Origin of the sequence: Bacillus sp. JJ1566 (assembly GCF_036962685.1) — a bacterium.
Classification (GTDB): Bacteria; Bacillota; Bacilli; order Bacillales; family Bacillaceae_L; genus Ferdinandcohnia.
The window spans coordinates 91,117-109,781 of record NZ_JBALOP010000003.1; the positions used below are offsets into that span (position 1 = coordinate 91,117).

Sequence of the window (18,665 nt, forward strand, 5' to 3'; positions counted from 1 at the left end):
CCTTCCTTCTAATATAGTTCTTGTTGCTATAGTACCATAGGAAAGACTTATATATAAAAGAAAAAGCTAGGATAGAAAAACGTTCCCAGCTCAGAAAGTATTATTCTACATATACGGCCGTACCATATGCAATAATTTCAGATGCATTTTGCATAACGAATGAGGTTTGTAGGCGCAACCCGATAACTGCATTTGCTCCTTTTGCCTTCGCGTCTTCTACCAATCGACCAATTGCTTTTTGACGAGCTTCTTCCATCATTTCGGTGTAATCGGAAATTTCTCCACCGACAATTGTTTTCAATCCCGCCATAATATCTCTACCAATATGCTTGGACTGAACCGTTCCCCCTCTTACAAACCCCTTTAGTTCTTTCACTTCTTTACCTGGTACATAATCAGTAGTCACGATAATCATTTTCGTCATCCTCCTCTTTCTCACGTTTTCGTTCCCAAACTAATAAAGCAAACAATAAAACAATGGCAACCATGTAAAACGCATAGAACGTCAGCGCCTTTGAAATATCAATGAACAAAAAAACTATTCCTACGATTTGTCCAACAACGGCTATCATCAATACAATATATTTCGCAATATTTCTCATCATTCCCTACCTGCTTCTGCCTCGATATATTTTTCTTGCAAATAAAAGATAAAAAACAATTGGCATTGGTGTTTGAATTAATCCCCAAATTCCCCAAAACCAGTAATTATGGCCCCGTTTTCTTGCGTCTAAAAATAACCAAAAGCTTTGGATAAGTAAGATAATGACGATTAAGATCCAGAATTTGATATCATACGTATTCATGTACGCATCACCCGTTTCCGATATCGATAGAAGCTATATACTGGAAAGCTTATAGTTGCAATGCCTTGAATAATGATAAAGGCAAAGGGAAGTTGGAAAAATGCAGTGATTAAACCCGTCATAATGAATAAAGCAATTAATATAAAAGCAGTTAGCTCTCGTCTAAATTTCTTCTTTTGTTTTTGTTGTTCAGCTTCTGCCATTTGTTCAAAAGCTCGCAAATCAGGAGTGAAAACCGAATAATGATGATCTATTTTAGTTAGTGCTTCATTTATTTCCCGAATCGTTTCCACGTCTTCTTCATGTTGTTGTTCGTTCTTTAGTAAGACTAGCTTGTTTTTCTTCATTGGGTCTCAACTCCTTTCTTACTGTTTGAATTCCGTTATGTATTCTCGATTTAACAGTACCGATTGCGATATGAAGCATTTCCGCTATTTCTTCATATGAATACCCATAGTAATGTTTTAGAACAATAGGAATCCGAATTTCATCTGATAGCCTGCCTAGTGCATTAAGAACATCATTCCAATCCTCTGACTGGTTTTCAAAATGCCATTTCATTTTGCGTAATGCCTGTTCCTGATGCTGATAGTTTTGTTCGCGTTTCTTTTTACGTAGATCGTCAATGTATAAGTTCGTCGCAATTGTGATGAGCCATGAGGAGAATTTTGCTTTTCCATTATACATTTTGATTTTTTCCATGCTTTTCATCATTGCTTCCTGTGCCAGGTCTTCGGCAATATCAGGCTTCATTGTAACTTTTATTAGATATTTCACTAAAAAAGGATAGTGCTCCTTAAAAAGCATTGCAAACGCGAGCGAGTCACCACGCTTTGCACTCCGAATTAGTTCCTTTTCATCCATGCAATGAATTCTCCCCTAAGAAGATTTTTTATCTAGATTTTCATTAATAATACGAATAAGAAAGTTAAAAAGTTCACTTCAGCTAAAAAAAATTTGATTACATTCATTTTACCCTGTTTAACCCAAAAAAGAAGCCAAACCATAGATAGGTCTGGCATCTTTTTAATAGTTTATTCGTTATCTGCTGTTGTAGTTTTTCTTGTTTGGGCTATTTCTTCGGTTAAATTGTCGATGCTGTTTCTGACATTCCCTTTTCCTGACAGGTTTTCAATGATTTCTTTTACATCGATACCTGAAGATGCCTTTAATGATTCTTGCAAGGTAGACATTAAGTTTGTTGCATAGCCAGTTACCTTATTGGCACCGCCGTTTTCCCCGCTACTACCAGTATCCACAACTGTAATTTTATCAATATTTGATAATGGCGCAGCCACTTCTTTCGCATATTGAGGAAGCATTTTAATAACCATATCGAGGATAGCTGCTCTTCCATATTGCTCGAATGCTTCGGCGATTTTTTGCTTTGCTTCCGCTTCGGCAAGACCCGTTAAACGGATAATATCTGCTTCTGCTTCCCCTTGTGCACGCTGGGCTTCTGCTTTTGCAAGACCATCGATACGGATTTTCTCAGCCTCTGCTTTCGCCATTGCTTCAATACGATATTTATTTGCATCTGCTTCTGCCAATTGCTTCGCTTTTTCCGCCTCTGCGGCTTGAACGACTGCATAGCGATCAGCGTCCGCTTTCTTCTTAACCTCTGAATCGTATTGCTTTTCACGACGTAAAATTTCTTTTTCTTCGAGTTCAATTTGCTTCTGTCTTTCAATGATTTGAACTTGCATTTGTTGCTCGGTTACCTCTTGTTTTGCTCTAGCTTCTTCTAGATGGTAGGCTTGGTCAGCTCGTGCTTTTGCAATATCTTGCTCTCTGCGGTACTCAGCCATTTTTAATTGGTTTATTTTTGCTGCTTCTGCTACTTCTGTTGCGCGCTCTAATTCAGATTTTTGGGCTTCTTTATCTGCCTCTGCACGCTTAATTCGTGTTTCCTTATCAGCCTCTGCGGTCGCAATATCTGCATCACGTTTTACCTGAGCAATTCTTGGTTTACCTAATGAATCGAGGTAGCCGTTCTTATCACGAACATCCTTGATTGTGAACGATACAATGATAAGCCCCATTTTTGCTAAATCCTGCGATGCAACACGCTGTACTTCTTGTGAAAACTTTTCACGGTTTTTATAGATTTCTTCAACTGTCATCGAACCGAGAATCGAACGAAGATGACCCTCTAATACTTCTCTTGCTTCATTTTCTCTGTCTTCTTTTCGTTTTCCTAAAAATTGTTCAGCTGCGGTTGCAATTTCAGAAATCGATCCACCGATTTTAATAATCGCCGTTCCATCAGCCATTACCGGTACACCCTGTTCTGTATATACTTCAGGTGTTTGAACATCAAGTTTACTAGATAAGAGACTTAGTGGTTCAGCCTGCTGGAAGACTGGAAGTACGAATGTACCGCCACCGCGGACAATTTTAATTCGATTACCCGCTTCGTCCACATGAACATTTTTTCCTCCTAAGTAGCTTCCTGTTACAATAAGAGCTTCATCAGGACCCGCTGTTCTGTACTTTGTAACAAATACTCCAATAAGTGCAAGAAGTAAAAATGCAACTACACCAATAACGATCCAAATTCCTGTTGTCATGAATGATTTCCCCCTTTAATTGTCATGTTTTGATAAGGTAAGACGTATGCAACGCCTTCTTTGATATCTATAATAAGAACCTTTTCATCGTAGGGAATAGGTTCATTATCAAAGCTTTTTGCTGATTTCGCGATGGTTCCGCTGATTCCTTCAATGACCACTTCACCGAAGCCATCAACAGGAATTGACGTAATGACCTTGCCAATTCGTCCTTTCAAATCCTCTTCTTTGTAAACCATTGATTCCTCTGCAGACGACAATGGAATCAAGACGAATACATTCAATAATGTGACTAAAATGAGTGCTAATACGAGTGAAATAACAAAAATTAAAAAACTATGAAAGGAAAGCAATTTTTCAAAAATGTAACCAGATGCGCTTAAAAATGTGAGGAATGAGAAAATGAGTGTCGGGCTCAAAAAGCTGTCTGGGAAGATTCCCTCTAAAAAATCACCAAATAGGATAAAAAGCAGAGTACCAATCCCACTTAAGACTAACCCAATAAGATATATGGTTTGAATATCGTATCCAAATAACTCCATAGCTTCACCTCCATATTTATAATCAAATGAGCCTTGGCGCATTTGTACCCAGATTTTATGCGAACTTACTCAAAAAACGCCCTTTTAAAATTTGATGCATCCTCCGGAGACTTAACTTTTTTTCAGTCGGAATTAAAACCCGACTGAATAAAGTTGTAATTTTGTAATTTTCTTTACATTTTCATTTACGATAATAAGAAGCAAAAGGTTTCACTTTTTTATGAATTATTTTTGAAATCTATGTAAAAGGTTGTCGATTTGGTATCGTTTCAAGAAACATACAAATTATCCCTATTTTTACAATACTCTACAATCATACCGAAATAAATAATTTTTTCATTATAATCATAAAAAAAGAGCAAGCCCCCTTTATTTAGGGACTTGCTCTTAGTCATCATCTTTATTTTTCTTTTTTTCTTCCTTTTTCCGTTCCTTCTCTTCTTTTTTCCGTTTTTTCTCTTCTTCCTTCTGGTTCTTCTTTTCATCTTTCCACTTATCTTTGTTCTTTTCTTGCCCTTCGCTTTCCTTCCATTCATTTTCCTTCTTTTTAATAGGAGGCTGATAGGCAGGAAGATTGAAAGAACTTGGCGGTACATTACTTAAAGATTGTTGGAACATTTCCCTAAAAATCGTGGCGGCAGTAGAACTGGTATTTGTTAAGTAATGACTCTCATCTGTCTTGTCATATCCAAGCCAGACTGCACCAACAAGCTCTGGTGTATATCCGACCATCCAAATATCCTTTGCACCATTAATACCATCGATGGGTACCTGGGTAGAACCAGTCTTTCCTGCCACTTCTCTTCCTTCAATTTTAGCATGGCTACCAGATCCGTTTTCAACTACACCCTTTAACATAAATGTCATTCTTTTGGAAACTTCGGAGGTCGTAATTTGGACCGGTTCTTCCTTCCACTCGGCTATGATTTCTCCACTTGTATCAACAATTTTTGAAATGGCATGGGCTTTTGTCTTTTTCCCTTCATTCGGGAAAGTTGTAAAGGCTTCGGCCATGTGAATCGGGGCAACCCCTTTATCAAGGCCGCCAAGGGCAATACTTAAGTTTTGATCATTTTCTGTAATTGGAAGTCCAAACTCTTTTACAGATTCTATACCTGTTTTCAGGCCAATTTTGTTTAAAAGCCATACCGCCGGAACATTATCTGAGTCCCTTACTGCATCATATATGGTCACACTGCCTTTAAATTTTCCAGAGACATTTGATGGTTGATAACCGTTGAAGCTCATTGGTTTATCCGGCAATACATCATATATGCTGTAGCCATGCTCAAGTGCTGGTGTATACACAGCAAGTGGTTTAATTGTTGAACCTGGCTGTCTTCTTAATTGGGTCGCATGATTGAAACCTCGAAACACATGCTCACCTCGTCCCCCAACTAATGCACTAATTCCACCAGTCTTAGGGTCTACTAATATAGCACCACTTTGAAGCAATTGGTCCTCAGGGCTAGCAGGAAATAAACTGTCATTTTTATAGATATTTTCCACAGATTCCTGCATATGAGGATCAAGCTCCGTATAGATTTCTAAGCCGCCAGACATAACTTCATTTTGTGTGAGACCATATTTTTCAATCGCTTCTTCAATAATATGATCAACATAGTATGGATACTTTCCTTCATAGGGGTCAAGCTGACGCCCCTTAAACACCATCTCTTGCGCTTTTGCTTCCTTTACTTGATTGGAAGTCAGATATCCTTCCTCTTCCATCATGGCTAAGACAAGATTTCTTCTGTTTAATGATTTTTCTTGGTCGATTAACGGATTCATTCTAGATGGTGATTTGATTAATCCAGCAAGAATGGCACCCTCACTCACCGTTAAGTCATTAACCTCTTTACCAAAATACGTTCTTGCGGCGTTTTTTATCCCCCATGCCCCTTCACCAAAATAAATTTGGTTTAAATACATCTCAATGATTTTCTCTTTTGAGAAAGTACGTTCAATTTTTTGTGCAAGGAAGAATTCTTCTATTTTACGTTTCAATGTTTGTTCATGCGTTAGAAATACATTCTTTGTTAATTGCTGGGTAATCGTGCTTCCACCCTCAACGATTTCACCCGCTTTTAAATTCCGGAAAAGCGCACGAAAGATCCCGATGTAATCGACACCAGGATGCTTGTAAAATCTCCGGTCTTCGATGGCGATTACCGCTTGAATCACATGAGGGGGAATTTTTTCATAGCCGACGCCTTCAATTTTAGGTCCAGGTACCTTGCTTGCAATTTCCCCATTTTTATCATAAATAATAGTTGGTTCCGGTAACGGATTATTTAAAGCACTAACATCCCGAGAATTGATATACATGTTGAGCCCAATCGCAACGAATAAAATAAAAAGCAGCCCCACTAACAGGATGATTTTTACTCTTCCCACCCCGGACAAAGTCTTGATGAAATTTTTTCCCATTCGAATGCCCTCCAGATTGTACAAATAAAAAATAAGGCAAAAATAGCGCTACATATATTTATTCGAACAAAGAAAAAATTTATGAGCATACAAACGGAAATAAAATTTAAATTAGTTTTTTAAGAATTTATTGATTCGGTCTGTTAGTTCAGTTCTGTCATAGCTGCTGTATAGATTACTTGCAAGACGTATTGGGTCACCGAAGAAAAAGCGTTCGTACAAGGTTTGCCTAGAACCGAATGTACTAATAGAAAGATCCCATGCAAGTCTAAAAAGTTTGACTCGATCATATGAATTAGCGTTTGCAGCCTGTAAATATTGATCAAGATCGGCTCTTCTTTCACCAGCAAAATCCTTTTCAGTTGGAATTGAAACAAGGCCGCTAGCACCCAATAGTTGTAATATCTCAGTAAAACGAGGATACAGACGAGGGAATAAATTAATTGCAGTATATAGAGGGTGAAGTGCAGGGGCCATTGTACCCCATTTATCCATTTTCGCTTGAATTTCTGATGTTAACAATAATGCTTTCATAGTCTCTAGTCCAATGATAATTTCACTGATTTTTTCTTGAACATGCTGGTAGCCCCCGATGTTAATGGTATCAACCAAAGCTTGAGCTACCCCTAACAGACTTTCCGCTTTTACAACCTGTCTAGAAATAACCTGATGCAGGACTAATGGGAAAAAGCTTGTTTCAGTATACATTTTATTCGCACAATCCATACATCCATTCATAAAGATTCATTCCCGCGGAACATGAACATTGTTGAACACGATGATTGTATCCATTTCTTCAAACCTCGAGCCAAGGGGATGATCAAAGGATGACTCTCGATATGCAAATGATTCTCTGCAAAGAAAAGTTAATCCTTGCGTGTTACTTGGGATTGAAAAAGCATAAGCATAGTCTTTATTAAATAAATTTCCACCTGATGGAAAGACGATTAATTCATCTGTAATGCCACCTTGTGTAGCTAGTAATCTTGCACCGTGGACAATAATCCCATCTGTATTTTCATCGATAACTTTGGCCGCTATAATATTATCTTCGTCATCCATATGGAAAAGAGAACGGTTTGTTTGTGGATTGATAAATGTATGTGTAAATGAATAATCCTTTTCGCATGCTTCCTCATAAAATCTGTGTAGATTTTTCACAAACTCCGGATTATTAGAAGAAAATAAATCAGCAGCTGCATTAATCGCCATTAAGGACGTATTCATATAGTCGGGAGAGCGCCCCATCATTCCAAGTGTACTTTTTGCCCATGTTTGAATCATCCGGCGTCTTTTTTCTAAATCTTCTTTAGTCTTTGGTTCTAGATAAGAGGTACCAATCTGATTACCTGTTTTAGAAGAGGTAAAAGTCATGATGTCTTGGATTGTCGAATCACATTGAATGTCATAAAGCTTTGCCTGACTTTCCATCACTCCACAAAAAGCAGGATGCTCAGAAATATTCCCTTTTACTTTCTCCCCATCAATCCATAGATTGGAATGAAGTTTATTAATTCTATCAATATAGTCTTTACCAGATATTATCCCCATTTTCAACACCTCCACAGGCTACTAAACTAAAATATGCTCCAACTTTTCAACACGTGAGATATTTTTTAACAGTATCCTGTCAAAGTTATGGTCGCTCAGTAAATTTCGGAAGCAAAAGGTGCCTAATGTGATAGGCACCCTGAGGAGGTATTGTATTAGCGTACGCATTCTAGGATGTCAGTGTACATTCTTGAATGGTAGTACATGCCAAACTGCAAGCCACGTTCAATGATTTGCTTTTGGTCTCCTTCATAACTTAACGCAACAACTTCATAAATTTCATTAGCATGCTGAACATCTAGTACCTCATGGTCCGAAAAATGAACAAGTGATTTGTTTTCGCTACCATAATTACTTTTTGCAAATTGACCAACCAATGGAGACACTCGGGCAACAATTTCTTCGATTACACCCAGTGCTGCAAGTCCCTCTAAATAATGGTAATGAAGGCATAAGTCAGTCAATCCACGATTATAAGCGATAACTGGGATGCTTGGCTCACTTCTTTTTATTTCATCCTCTGAAACACCAATCCCTATTAAAAATTCCTTATAGGTCTGGCTATGAACATATTTTTCGTTCATTTTTCCATGCTCTTCAAACAAATTTTCCACTAGAGGCATTCTCATCCGGTAGTCTGACATATTTGTTATAATCGCTGATAAAAACCGTGGAAAATAAAGAACAACATGATAAATTTGAAGGGCAATTACCTTTCGTTGTTCTATTGAGAATTCACCATTACCTAACGCTATAAACAATGGATGCTCTTCAATTTTCTTTTCTTGAAACATTCGATCTGTTACTTTCTTTAGCTCTACAAATTTCTCCATCATAAAATCCCCCTAAATAAGTGTTAATTCGTGAAAATCCATTGAAAGGTTTGCCGGAATATCGCCATACGCAAACGTCGTTGATGAAAGTTTTATATAAAATGGATTACTTCGGTAGTGCTCAGCTTCCTCACCCGATACTCCAAAAAACAAATAGGTGAACTTTTGCTTAAACTTGTTTTGAATAAAAGAGATGAATTCCTTTTGATAGTTTTGTGGCTCTTCCTTTGCAGCGAAAAACGCCAAATAGCCATGCCGAAATTCCTCCCCTTGATTTGGAAGCGGTGGACAACCTGCTATCCTACAAAACAAATTCACTATTTTGAACGAAAAAGGAAGTTTCCTAGAAAGCCTGAGCTTTCGTGCATTGGATTGATCCACGAGCTTGCAAATGGCAAGGCTTTCGTTTTTCTCATCCCTCAAACTTAAAAACACACCATTTTCTTTAAAAAACATTTGTTTTCCACATGGAGCAAATGGCTGATGTCTCGCCAAATTTTTATAAATTTCCCATGCTTCTTCTCCGTCAACTTCGTTTATATGATGACGGCTTTTCCGATATTTCATAAACATCGGTGCACCAATATGAATGGTTTTACCAATTTCAATTCCACCCGGAAGGAGTTCATTTCCTTTTGTCATAGATGTTTTGTTGGTGTTGCTATCAAGAACGGTGGAAAACATCCATTTCACAGTTCCTTCGTTTTGATAATGAGACAATAATTGTTCTGCCAAGCGGTAAAAAGCAAAAGTCCGATGATAGTCAGGATGAATTCGTAGATCATTTAAGTAATACACTTTTTCACAAGCTTCATTAAGGACCCGCTTTTGCTCACTAACGGCGACACAGCCGATTAATTCATCTTTCTTAAACAACCCGAAATGCCTTGTCATACCAAATTCTTGAGACAAGCCAAAGAAATTGGGAGAACGGTCAACATAGAAAAGTTCGCTTCCCGTATTTGTCTTTTTCGTTAAATAAAGTAATTGTTGATGATGGGTTTCATCAAGCTCCAAAAATTCATAGGTCATACACACTGCCCCACTGTTATTTTTTGATATAACATCGAACGTTCTAACCCTTCACAACGCTTTGAAAGCTCCTTATCAAGAATAAATCGCTTCATAAAAACGTCAGGCAATTGACTCGAACTGAGCATATTTCGGAACAGAACTACCGCTTTATCAGACTTCGCCCGTAAAATTCCGTTGCAAATCGCTTCCTTTCCATTTATATCTGACCAATCAAATACATTTGACAAATAAAAAGCATCAATGGAATCTTCCTTACTTAAAAGCTCTTGAATACTCACAGGATGAATTGAAAGTTTACCCATATTCCTTTTAGCAGCTTTAAATCCTTCCTCAGATAAATAAAATGGCACTCCCTCGTCCTGGTCATACAGATAGGATGAAAACAAAATCTGAGTTAAAAAGTAATTATTGTGAATCGGCTTCGTTTTCACTTCTTTCTCAAACTGACTTAAAAAGAAAGTTGCGAAGTCATTTTCACTTGCATTCGCAAACATAAAACTCGGAAAGAATTGGAGATGTGTCGTTTTACTTAACAAGATTTTCGCAGCTGTTCTCCATTCAGATGTAGTCAAGTATTGTTCATAAAAATCCCGTTGCTCCTCAAGATTTTTTGCAGAAAACAACACTTCCCAAACGGATTCGTCATATATATTCCGGCAAATATTTTCCCCTATGAACCTATAAAAGCGTTCATTTACACCACAGTGATTAATACCTAATTCAATTTCAGGAAGATGCTGTTGCCAATAATCCCTGGCATAGTCAGGTAAATTTTCGTCCACTGTTTTATACATTTCCACACGATTATTACAAGTAATTTCCCCGATAAAAGCGAGAAACTCCTTCCGCGTAAAATGTTCGATTACTGCTTTTTTCAGCTCAATTAAAGCACATTGTGCTGGATTCACATCGACACAAAGAACTTGAACAACTGAGTCATTTAGGAGCGAAAATGCCGTACATCCTCCAGAACCAATCACTAGAACTTTCTTCGGTTCTACAACCTTTGAAATCTCTCTTTCTACTAAACTATCCTCTCTAATTTGAGAAAAAAAGATATTAGACATTGCTGATCACCCCTTCTTCAAATAAAGCTAGCACTTCTTTTTTCCCTTCCTTCCAATTGGCCATCCGGTTTCTTCCGCGTTCAAGTTGAAGCAATAATTCTTCACGTGTATTTGATTCGGCTGGTATGTGAGAATACAGTACAACATTCATCCCTTGTGACAAATCGATTTGTCTTGAAAGCAGCCAATTCCCTACTGGTGATTGAGTAGGCTGAAATTGACCAAGTGATTCCTTTGATTTTGTGGTCATTTTTTCAACATCAAGTTCGTGAATATGGGTAAGTTTTTCTGAAAAAATGAAAACTTTCTCTTTAATTTTATCTGGCACCAGACGTTCCTGAAATTTCGGATAAGCGTAATCCTCAAACAATGCTTTAAAAAGCAACAACACTTCTGGATTCTCGATTTCAGCAAGAAGATGGGTCTTCCGACCATGATTCTCTTCCATTACAACTTGAAGATATGTTAAAAAAAGCTCAAGAAAACAACTCATTCTTGAAAACAAAGGACCAAAGTATATAAACCTTTCATCTTCCTGTTCAAAGGTTTGAACAAGCTGAAAGGCAAGAAGCTTTTGATTCCGCCTTAAGCAAATGACTTGATCATATATTTCAAATCTTGAAAGAAGGTAATCTTCTCGGACTTTACAAACACGCTTTGAGAGCGATATCATTTCTTCTTTCTGTTTTATTAATAATCCCTTTGTATCGATCCTTTCAATATTCAATGCTTGTGCCATACATTCACACCAACCAATTCCTACAGTGTAAAATTACACCATTCTATTTAGTGTAATTTTACACTATTCTAGATAAATTTCAAGTATATTTCCTTAATTTTCAATAGATAATAAAAGAACAAAGTTTATATATGCACTCCTTAAAATTACAGTTGTACTCTCTAGAAAAACACCTAGTAAATTTTTTATTACATTTTTGTAAACTTTGTAAATTTCCCATTGTAAATTCGACAAATTTAGAGGAAAATCTACTTTGTGTTTATTAATCTCATTATTGGAGGAACAATCATATGTTCGCTAAAAAGAAAAAAGATGTATTTTTTGATGCACTTACGTCAATCTCTACAAATGTAAAGGAAGCCGCAGACTATTTTGTACAATTTAAAATAAAAAATGTAAGCGACCTGAAAGAATTTTCAAGTGAAATGAAAATCTTCGAGAAAAAAGGCGACGATATCATTCATGGCTTAATTACTGAACTTAATAAATCTTTCATCACTCCGATTGAGCGTGAGGATATTCTACAATTGGCTATGAAGATGGATGATGTATTAGATGGAATGGAGCAATGTGCGGCACGGTTTGAGATGTATTCCTTAACTGATACTGACGAATATATGACTACATACGCTGATTTAATTCACAAAAGCACGATTGAAATTTTCTCTGCCATTCAACTACTTACAAACAAGAAATTATTAGACATGCGTAAACATGCTATTAAAATTAATGACTATGAATCCCAATGTGATGAAATTTTACGGATATCAATCAAACAGCTTTTTCATACTGAAAAAGACCCAATAAAAATTATCCAGGTGAAAGAAATTTATGAGATTCTTGAAGGCATTTCGGATTACTGTGAGGATGTTGCTGATACACTCGAAACCATTATTATGAGAAATGCATAAGGGAGAATCTTATCAACATGGATACTTTACTATTATTAACGATTTTAATTGTTATTTTTGCATTAGCATTTGACTTCATTAACGGCTTTCATGATACGGCTAATGCGATTGCGACTAGTGTTTCAACGAAGGCACTAAAGCCAAGAGTGGCGATTGTCCTTGCAGCGACAATGAACTTCATCGGTGCCATAACCTTTACAGGTGTGGCTAAAACGATTACGAAGGATATTGTAGACCCGTTTGCCATAGAAAACGGAACAGTCGTTATCCTTGCAGCATTACTCTCGGCCATTGCATGGAATTTAATTACTTGGTACTACGGGATTCCAAGTAGTTCTTCCCATGCCCTAATTGGTTCGATTGCTGGTGCAGCTCTTTCAGCAGCAGGATTTGGAATCTTAAATTACACCGGTTTCTTAAAGATATTACAAGCACTTATTCTTTCACCCTTTATTGCCTTAGCAGTTGGTTTTCTTATGATGAGCCTTTTTAAAGTTCTTTTTCGAAATTCTAATCTTTATAAAACGAATAGGGGGTTTCGAACCTTTCAAATTTTCACAGCAGCCCTTCAATCATTTACTCATGGTACAAATGATGCTCAAAAAGCGATGGGAATTATCACAATGGCTTTGATTGCCGGAGGTTTTACAACCTCGACAGATATTCCACTATGGGTAAGAATTGCTGCGGCAACGGCAATGGGGCTCGGTACATCTGTTGGTGGTTGGAAAATCATTAAAACCGTCGGTGGGAAAATTATGAAAATCCGGCCAATCAATGGTGCTGCAGCAGACCTATCTTCTGCTTTAATTATTTTTGGCGCCACTTATATTCATTTACCAGTAAGTACAACCCATGTTATTTCTTCAGCGATTATGGGTGTTGGTTCAGCCCAACGTGTAAAAGGAGTTAAATGGGGCGTTGCTCGAAAAATCGTCCTTACTTGGATTATTACCTTGCCAATTTCGGCAGCTTTGGCAGGAATCATTTACCAAATTCTTAACATATTTTTCTAAAAGGTGGCTTTTGCCACCTTTTTGTATTTGGTATAATGAATTTGTAAGCAAAGCCGAGAGGGAGGCAATCCTATGGTGCAATCTTTTAAAAAGAACAGGTCGATTTATCTTTTTGTGTTCCTTGCACTACTTATTCTTAGTTCAAACTACACCTTGATGATTCTTCAGCCATTAGGACCTATTACAGAACCACTCATATTGGCATCCTTATTCGATTTAACAATTGTGTTACCCCTTTTTTTCTATCTATTTGTAGTACGTAACAGACTTTCTTTAGTCACTTTACTCCCAGTCATAATTGGCGGATTTTGGTTTGCTTATTTCATTGTTCCAAACCGTGAATTAGCCATATTTGATTATGTAAAATACGGGATATATGGACTTGAGGGTCTATTTATTGTTATTGAGCTGTTATTAGCAGCAATGTTATTACGCAAAATTCCTACACTCTATCAAAATTATAAAAAGCAGACAGAAATCGATTATTACTACCCTACCGCAATGCGGAGGGCACTAAAAACTACGTTTGGACAGAAAAAACTAATCGATATTCTCGTCTATGATTTTTCAATCTTCTATTATGGATTCTTTGCTTGGAAGAAAAAATGGGTGGACAGAACCCATACCCGTTCATTTACAATACACATAAATTCAGGATATTTTGGTCTTTTTATCATGCTTGTCCATGCAATGGTGATTGAGGTGATTGGCGTCCACTTTTTAATCGCCCATTTTTGGAGTCCAACTGCTGCGTGGATTTTTACGGCATTAGATTTGTATGCGTTGCTTTGGATTATCGCTGACTACCATGCTGTACGACTTTCACCCATTGTAATTAAAGATGATAAACTTTTTGCCCAGGTTGGAATCAGACGTGAAATTGAAGTTGATTTAAAAACCATTAAATCTATTCAACCAACCATCACCGGCAAAAAGGAAAGAGCGCGAGAAAATCATAGCTTTGCTATCACGTTACCAAATTTATTTGAGGAGGACCCACAATTCGAGATTGAATTAACGGAACCAGTTTTAGCCTCCCTCCCATTTGGAATGAAAAAAGAAATGACGAAACTTTACGTAACAGTTGATGACAAAGAGGCTTTTTTACATGAAATGAGTAACTTGCTTGAAGAGAAAAACACTATCCGTGAATACTAACCACCTTACCCGGCTTAATTTTGCCGGGTTTTATTTTTGAGAAATGGCCTTACGAGGGGCTAGTCTATTCTACTGATTTCTTAATATACATATAGAAAGGCTGGCTTTAAGGATGTGAGTATGATGAAGTCGTTCATTCATCGACGGAAGACTCTTTATCGAGCGTTGATCTTTATTGTTGTGTATCTTAATACATTATTAACATTTGCCATTTTATATATTTTGTTAGATTTACTTGATCTTGGTTCGGTGCATGACCATTATGCCTCTGATTCCCATCAGGAGCAGCCACTTGATATCGTGACACGCTCTTTATATTTTAGTGCCATTACCCTTTTATCGGTTGGATACGGGGACGTGACTCCATTTGGGATTTCAAGGGCTGTGGCAATTGCTGAGGCATTGATCGGCTATTTGTTACCTGTTGTGATCGTGATTCAATTTCTTCCTCCATTCCGAAATACGGAAGGGGAAAACTTTCCATATGATTAATAGAAAAGCGTAAGGCGCCCGGATTGAGGAACATCGACTAACTACCGCCACGTCCTGTGGCGAACGTCGATGTCAGCACTTCCTCGAAAATGCTATGCATTTTCTTCGTGCGAGGATCATGCTGTCGAAGCTTTCCTTGTCCTGCGCAAGTCAAGCATAGACGACCCCAACCTTCCGAAGCGATTGGCTAGACCAGAGAGCCGATGGCACCTGAAGCTAGACATTAAAATGAGCTACCCTAATTTAGGTTAGCTCATTTGACTTTAGAATGGTTGTTCATCTTGTGCCATTTCGATTAGGTGACCAGCTTTCTCTACTTTTGTCCTCAAATATTTTCGATTATAATCAGATACATCTCCCCAGATTGGCATCCGTTCAGAAACATTCATTCCGGCATCCTTTAGGGCGTTCATTTTTCTCGGATTATTCGTTATTAGCGAAACAGGTTTCGTGCGTAATGTTTTTAATACGCGAATCGCATCATCATAATTTCTGGCATCATCCTTAAACCCTAGTTGGATATTCGCTTCAACTGTATCTAAGCCATTTTCCTGAAGAATATAGGCCATCGCTTTACTGAATAATCCAATCCCACGCCCCTCATGATTAGCTAGGTAAAACAATGCCCCTACCCCATGGTCTACAATGATTCGCATCGATTGTTTTAATTGATATCCACAATCACACCGTTTACTTCCAAAAATATCACCTGTGTGACATATGCTGTGCATCCGAATTAGAGCCTCATCCGCATTTTCAAAATCCCCATATACTAAAACACTCGATTGCTGCCTTTCAGCTAGGTTTGTAGATGAAAGCTTTTCAATGATTCGATTTGCATCAAGTGTCACTTCATCACAAAGAAGCCAACAATACCAATTGAAGAGGACAGTCTCCCCATCTAAATTAACAGGAAGCTTGATTGGTCCAACTAAATAAATGGCTTTATCTCCTCTTTCAATTAGCTGAATTTTTTCTTGTAGAATTGAAATAATTTCTTTAGATATCACTTAAAAGTCCCCCTAATGAATTCGTTATGGCTAGTTTTTGATTTATGTATATGAATTATCCCATTGGCGCTAAATTGTTTACATCATTCCACTTGCTTTTTAATCGAAAAAGGGATATAGTTACCTAGGTAACTAATTTGCGAAGAAATATGCATTGAGGTGATTTTATGCAAATAGGTCACACCCTGTTTCACGCAGTGCATCAATTGTCACGTCAGCTTACGAAACATGTGAATGAAACTTTGGAACCCTTCGGACTATTTAGCGCACAATGGTCCGTTTTATTTGTTTTAAAAACAAAAGGAACCTTAACACAAACTGAGCTATGTGACTATTTAACGGTTGAAGCGCCGCCTATGACAAGAAATATTCAAAAGCTTGTTAAGCTTGGATATGTAAGACAAGTTCAAGGAACGGACAAGCGGACGAAACATATTGAATTGACCGAAAAGGCTTTAGCTGAGTACCCAGATTGGGAGCTAGCCATGGTTGAAATGAATCAAAGGCTAGTAGAGAATTTCCCAAAAGAAATGCAGGACCAGCTCAATGGGCTTTTAAACCATTGGTTCCATCAAATTACCAAATAACAACAGGAGGAGTCATTATGGGGAAACAAAAGCTTTGGACGAAAGATTTTCTCAACCTTTCTTTAAGTAACTTCTTTGTTTTTTTAACGTTTTATTATTTATTGGTTACATTACCGGTTTATACATTAAATGATTTAGGTGGAAATGAATTAGAAGCAGGACTCATGATTACTGTATTTTTATTTTCTGCAATTATCATCCGTCCATTTGCGGGACAATGGTTAAATACGATTGGAAGAAAGAAAGTCCTTTCTCTTTCCTTACTTATTTTCATGATCTCCTCGCTTTTTTATTTTTTCACTCCTTCCATTTATTCCGTTTTACTTTTACGTTTGTTTCATGGAATCGGATTTGGTATGGCAACAACAGCAGCTGGAGGAATCGTGGCAGACATTATCCCAGATTCTCGCAAAGGTGAAGGAATGGGATACTTTATAATGTCAAACAACCTAGCTATGGTAATTGGCCCATTTTTAGGTTTAACACTAATGAATCAATCTGGAATGAATAGCGTGTTTATCGTGGGTGCAATTTGTGCCATTCTTGCATTACTAACAGGCTATTTTGTAAAAGTACCTGCAAGAGGAAAAGAAAAACCAACACATCAAGTAGCAGCGAAAACAAAATTATCGTTTTCGGATCTGTTTGAAGTTCCAGCGATTAAAATCTCAATTGTCGGTGGTTTATTAGGGATTGTCTACTCATCCCTCCTATCCTTCGTTTCCGTATACGCTCAGGAAATTGGATTATTAGAGGTTTCAAGCTTCTTTTTCATGGTATATGCAGTTGTACTTCTGATATCAAGACCGTTCACAGGAAGATGGTTTGACCAATATGGAGCAAATAAAATTGTTTATCCATCAATAGTAGTGTTTGCGATTGGAATGCTGTTCCTAGGTACTTCATCAACATCCTTTATGTTTTTAATTGCTGCGGCTTTAATCGGTTTAGGCTGGGGAACTTTATTTCCAAGCTTCCAAACAATTGCTGTTCAAGCTGCGGCGCCAAGACGCAGAGGTACAGCAACAGCTACGTTCTTATCAATCTATGACACCGGAATTGGTTTAGGATCCTCTATTGTCGGACTTCTTAGCGCAAAAATCGGGCTTGGTACGTTTTATTTCTTTAGTGGCTTTTATGTGCTTCTCGGTATTGTGCTTTATTATTTTCTTCATGACCGTAACACAAAGCCAGCTGTTCAAACAAAACAAACCTATAACCAGACATCAGAGACAATGTAGGATAAAAAGGAGTTCCTTTTTATACCTTTTTTTAAGCAAAAAATTAGATTGGCATGGTATAAATGGGTATAATTATCATTGAATACTATTTTACATAGGGAGTGATTGGGCAATGTTCGATATTATTATTGTGGGTGCTGGACCTGCTGGTGCAAGTGCAGCATTATTTACTGCAAAAGCTGGAAAGAAAACATTACTTTTAGATAGTGATAAAGGGATGACTAAACGCGCATGGGTTGAAAACCATTATGGCGTTATGGAAGTTGAAGGTCCAGCGTTAGTGGAAACTGGGCAAAAACAAGCTGCAAAATTCGGTGCTGAAGTTGTCCAACAAGCGGTTACTTCTGTTGAAAAAACTGAAAATGGTTTTAAGGTAGTAACTGAAAATGGTGAACACGAAGGGAAATACGTCATTTTTGCAACAGGTGCTTTAACGGATGTCGCTGCAGCAGCAGGTGTTGCAACTAAAGAAGGCACGGAGCCACGTATTAAAACAGTTCTTGATGTTGATGCAGCTGGTAAAACAAATGTAGATGGCATTTGGGCTGCAGGTACATGTGCAGGTGTAAGTGTTCACACAATTATTACAGCTGGTGACGGTGCTAAGGTCGCAATTAATGTAATCAGTGAAATAAATGGCGAACGTTATGTTGACCATGACGTATTGAAAAAATAAT

The 18,665-nt window shown here is 37.6% G+C and carries 20 protein-coding genes and 1 pseudogene; 7 read left to right on the top strand and 14 right to left on the bottom strand.

The features are described from left to right. Positions 1 to 100: 100 nt before the first annotated feature. The 13 genes and pseudogenes from V7112_RS02775 to V7112_RS02835 all read right to left on the bottom strand — a co-directional run bounded on the left by V7112_RS02775 (position 101) and on the right by V7112_RS02835 (position 11,573). The gene (locus V7112_RS02775) at positions 101 to 415 is read right to left on the bottom strand and encodes a YbjQ family protein (RefSeq protein WP_335415093.1); all 315 of its coding nucleotides are present in this window, start codon (positions 413 to 415) and stop codon (positions 101 to 103) included. Then, positions 396 to 605 carry a hypothetical protein gene (locus V7112_RS02780; RefSeq protein WP_335415098.1) on the bottom strand — a complete coding sequence of 70 codons (210 nt, stop codon included), beginning with the start codon at positions 603 to 605 and terminating at the stop codon, positions 396 to 398. Before V7112_RS02780 ends, V7112_RS02775 begins: the two co-directional genes overlap by 20 nt. A gap of 3 nt (positions 606 to 608) precedes the next feature. After that, complete coding sequence (locus V7112_RS02785) at positions 609 to 806, bottom strand: sigmaY antisigma factor component (RefSeq protein WP_335415101.1); 198 nt, start codon at positions 804 to 806, stop codon at positions 609 to 611. Continuing rightward, a complete protein-coding gene (locus V7112_RS02790) occupies positions 803 to 1,153 on the bottom strand; it encodes a YxlC family protein (RefSeq protein ID WP_335415104.1) in 351 nt (116 codons plus the stop codon). The genes V7112_RS02785 and V7112_RS02790 overlap by 4 nt, the downstream gene beginning before the upstream one ends. Beyond that, complete coding sequence (gene sigY / locus V7112_RS02795; RefSeq protein WP_335415106.1) at positions 1,107 to 1,670, bottom strand: RNA polymerase sigma factor SigY; 564 nt, start codon at positions 1,668 to 1,670, stop codon at positions 1,107 to 1,109. Before sigY ends, V7112_RS02790 begins: the two co-directional genes overlap by 47 nt. A gap of 170 nt (positions 1,671 to 1,840) precedes the next feature. Continuing rightward, positions 1,841 to 3,376 carry a flotillin family protein gene (locus tag V7112_RS02800; protein WP_335415109.1) on the bottom strand — a complete coding sequence of 512 codons (1,536 nt, stop codon included), beginning with the start codon at positions 3,374 to 3,376 and terminating at the stop codon, positions 1,841 to 1,843. After that, entirely contained in the window at positions 3,373 to 3,918 is a 546-nt protein-coding gene (locus tag V7112_RS02805; RefSeq protein WP_335415112.1) for an NfeD family protein, read from the bottom strand. Before V7112_RS02805 ends, V7112_RS02800 begins: the two co-directional genes overlap by 4 nt. 387 nt (positions 3,919 to 4,305) lie before the next feature. Continuing rightward, positions 4,306 to 6,348, bottom strand: a complete 2,043-nt coding sequence (locus V7112_RS02810; protein ID WP_335415116.1) for a transglycosylase domain-containing protein — start codon at positions 6,346 to 6,348, stop codon at positions 4,306 to 4,308. A 111-nt stretch (positions 6,349 to 6,459) separates the two neighbouring features. Then, positions 6,460 to 7,899 (bottom strand): annotated as a pseudogene (gene hpaB, locus V7112_RS02815) (4-hydroxyphenylacetate 3-monooxygenase, oxygenase component). A gap of 155 nt (positions 7,900 to 8,054) precedes the next feature. Continuing rightward, entirely contained in the window at positions 8,055 to 8,732 is a 678-nt protein-coding gene (locus V7112_RS02820; protein ID WP_335415118.1) for a TenA family transcriptional regulator, read from the bottom strand. Positions 8,733 to 8,744: 12 nt separating this feature from the next. Then, complete coding sequence (locus V7112_RS02825; RefSeq protein ID WP_335415121.1) at positions 8,745 to 9,764, bottom strand: GNAT family N-acetyltransferase; 1,020 nt, start codon at positions 9,762 to 9,764, stop codon at positions 8,745 to 8,747. After that, positions 9,761 to 10,834, bottom strand: a complete 1,074-nt coding sequence (locus tag V7112_RS02830) for a DUF3419 family protein (RefSeq protein WP_335415125.1) — start codon at positions 10,832 to 10,834, stop codon at positions 9,761 to 9,763. Before V7112_RS02830 ends, V7112_RS02825 begins: the two co-directional genes overlap by 4 nt. Then, entirely contained in the window at positions 10,827 to 11,573 is a 747-nt protein-coding gene (locus V7112_RS02835) for a hypothetical protein (protein ID WP_335415128.1), read from the bottom strand. The genes V7112_RS02830 and V7112_RS02835 overlap by 8 nt, the downstream gene beginning before the upstream one ends. 290 nt (positions 11,574 to 11,863) lie before the next feature. On the opposite strand from V7112_RS02835, the gene V7112_RS02840 reads away from it, so the two are divergent. The 4 genes from V7112_RS02840 to V7112_RS02855 all read left to right on the top strand — a co-directional run bounded on the left by V7112_RS02840 (position 11,864) and on the right by V7112_RS02855 (position 15,150). Then, a complete protein-coding gene (locus V7112_RS02840; RefSeq protein ID WP_335415129.1) occupies positions 11,864 to 12,484 on the top strand; it encodes a DUF47 domain-containing protein in 621 nt (206 codons plus the stop codon). A gap of 17 nt (positions 12,485 to 12,501) precedes the next feature. Further along, positions 12,502 to 13,500: an inorganic phosphate transporter gene (locus V7112_RS02845; RefSeq protein ID WP_335415132.1), complete on the top strand. Its 999-nt coding sequence runs from the start codon at positions 12,502 to 12,504 to the stop codon at positions 13,498 to 13,500. A 72-nt stretch (positions 13,501 to 13,572) separates the two neighbouring features. Then, positions 13,573 to 14,658 (top strand): hypothetical protein, encoded by a 1,086-nt coding sequence (locus V7112_RS02850; RefSeq protein ID WP_335415134.1) that lies wholly within the window; start codon positions 13,573 to 13,575, stop codon positions 14,656 to 14,658. Between the two features lie 123 nt (positions 14,659 to 14,781). Further along, entirely contained in the window at positions 14,782 to 15,150 is a 369-nt protein-coding gene (locus tag V7112_RS02855; protein ID WP_335415137.1) for a potassium channel family protein, read from the top strand. Between the two features lie 263 nt (positions 15,151 to 15,413). Here the strand turns inward: V7112_RS02855 and V7112_RS02860 are convergent, their stop codons facing one another. Further along, positions 15,414 to 16,160: a GTP cyclohydrolase II gene (locus tag V7112_RS02860; RefSeq protein ID WP_335415140.1), complete on the bottom strand. Its 747-nt coding sequence runs from the start codon at positions 16,158 to 16,160 to the stop codon at positions 15,414 to 15,416. Positions 16,161 to 16,327: 167 nt separating this feature from the next. On the opposite strand from V7112_RS02860, the gene V7112_RS02865 reads away from it, so the two are divergent. The 3 genes from V7112_RS02865 to V7112_RS02875 all read left to right on the top strand — a co-directional run bounded on the left by V7112_RS02865 (position 16,328) and on the right by V7112_RS02875 (position 18,664). Continuing rightward, a complete protein-coding gene (locus V7112_RS02865) occupies positions 16,328 to 16,747 on the top strand; it encodes a MarR family winged helix-turn-helix transcriptional regulator (RefSeq protein ID WP_335415143.1) in 420 nt (139 codons plus the stop codon). Between the two features lie 17 nt (positions 16,748 to 16,764). After that, the gene (locus V7112_RS02870; RefSeq protein WP_335415145.1) at positions 16,765 to 17,988 is read left to right on the top strand and encodes an MFS transporter; all 1,224 of its coding nucleotides are present in this window, start codon (positions 16,765 to 16,767) and stop codon (positions 17,986 to 17,988) included. Between the two features lie 112 nt (positions 17,989 to 18,100). Then, on the top strand, positions 18,101 to 18,664 hold the full coding sequence (locus tag V7112_RS02875; protein ID WP_335415147.1) for an FAD-dependent oxidoreductase: 564 nt from the start codon (positions 18,101 to 18,103) through the stop codon (positions 18,662 to 18,664). Position 18,665: the final 1 nt, after the last annotated feature.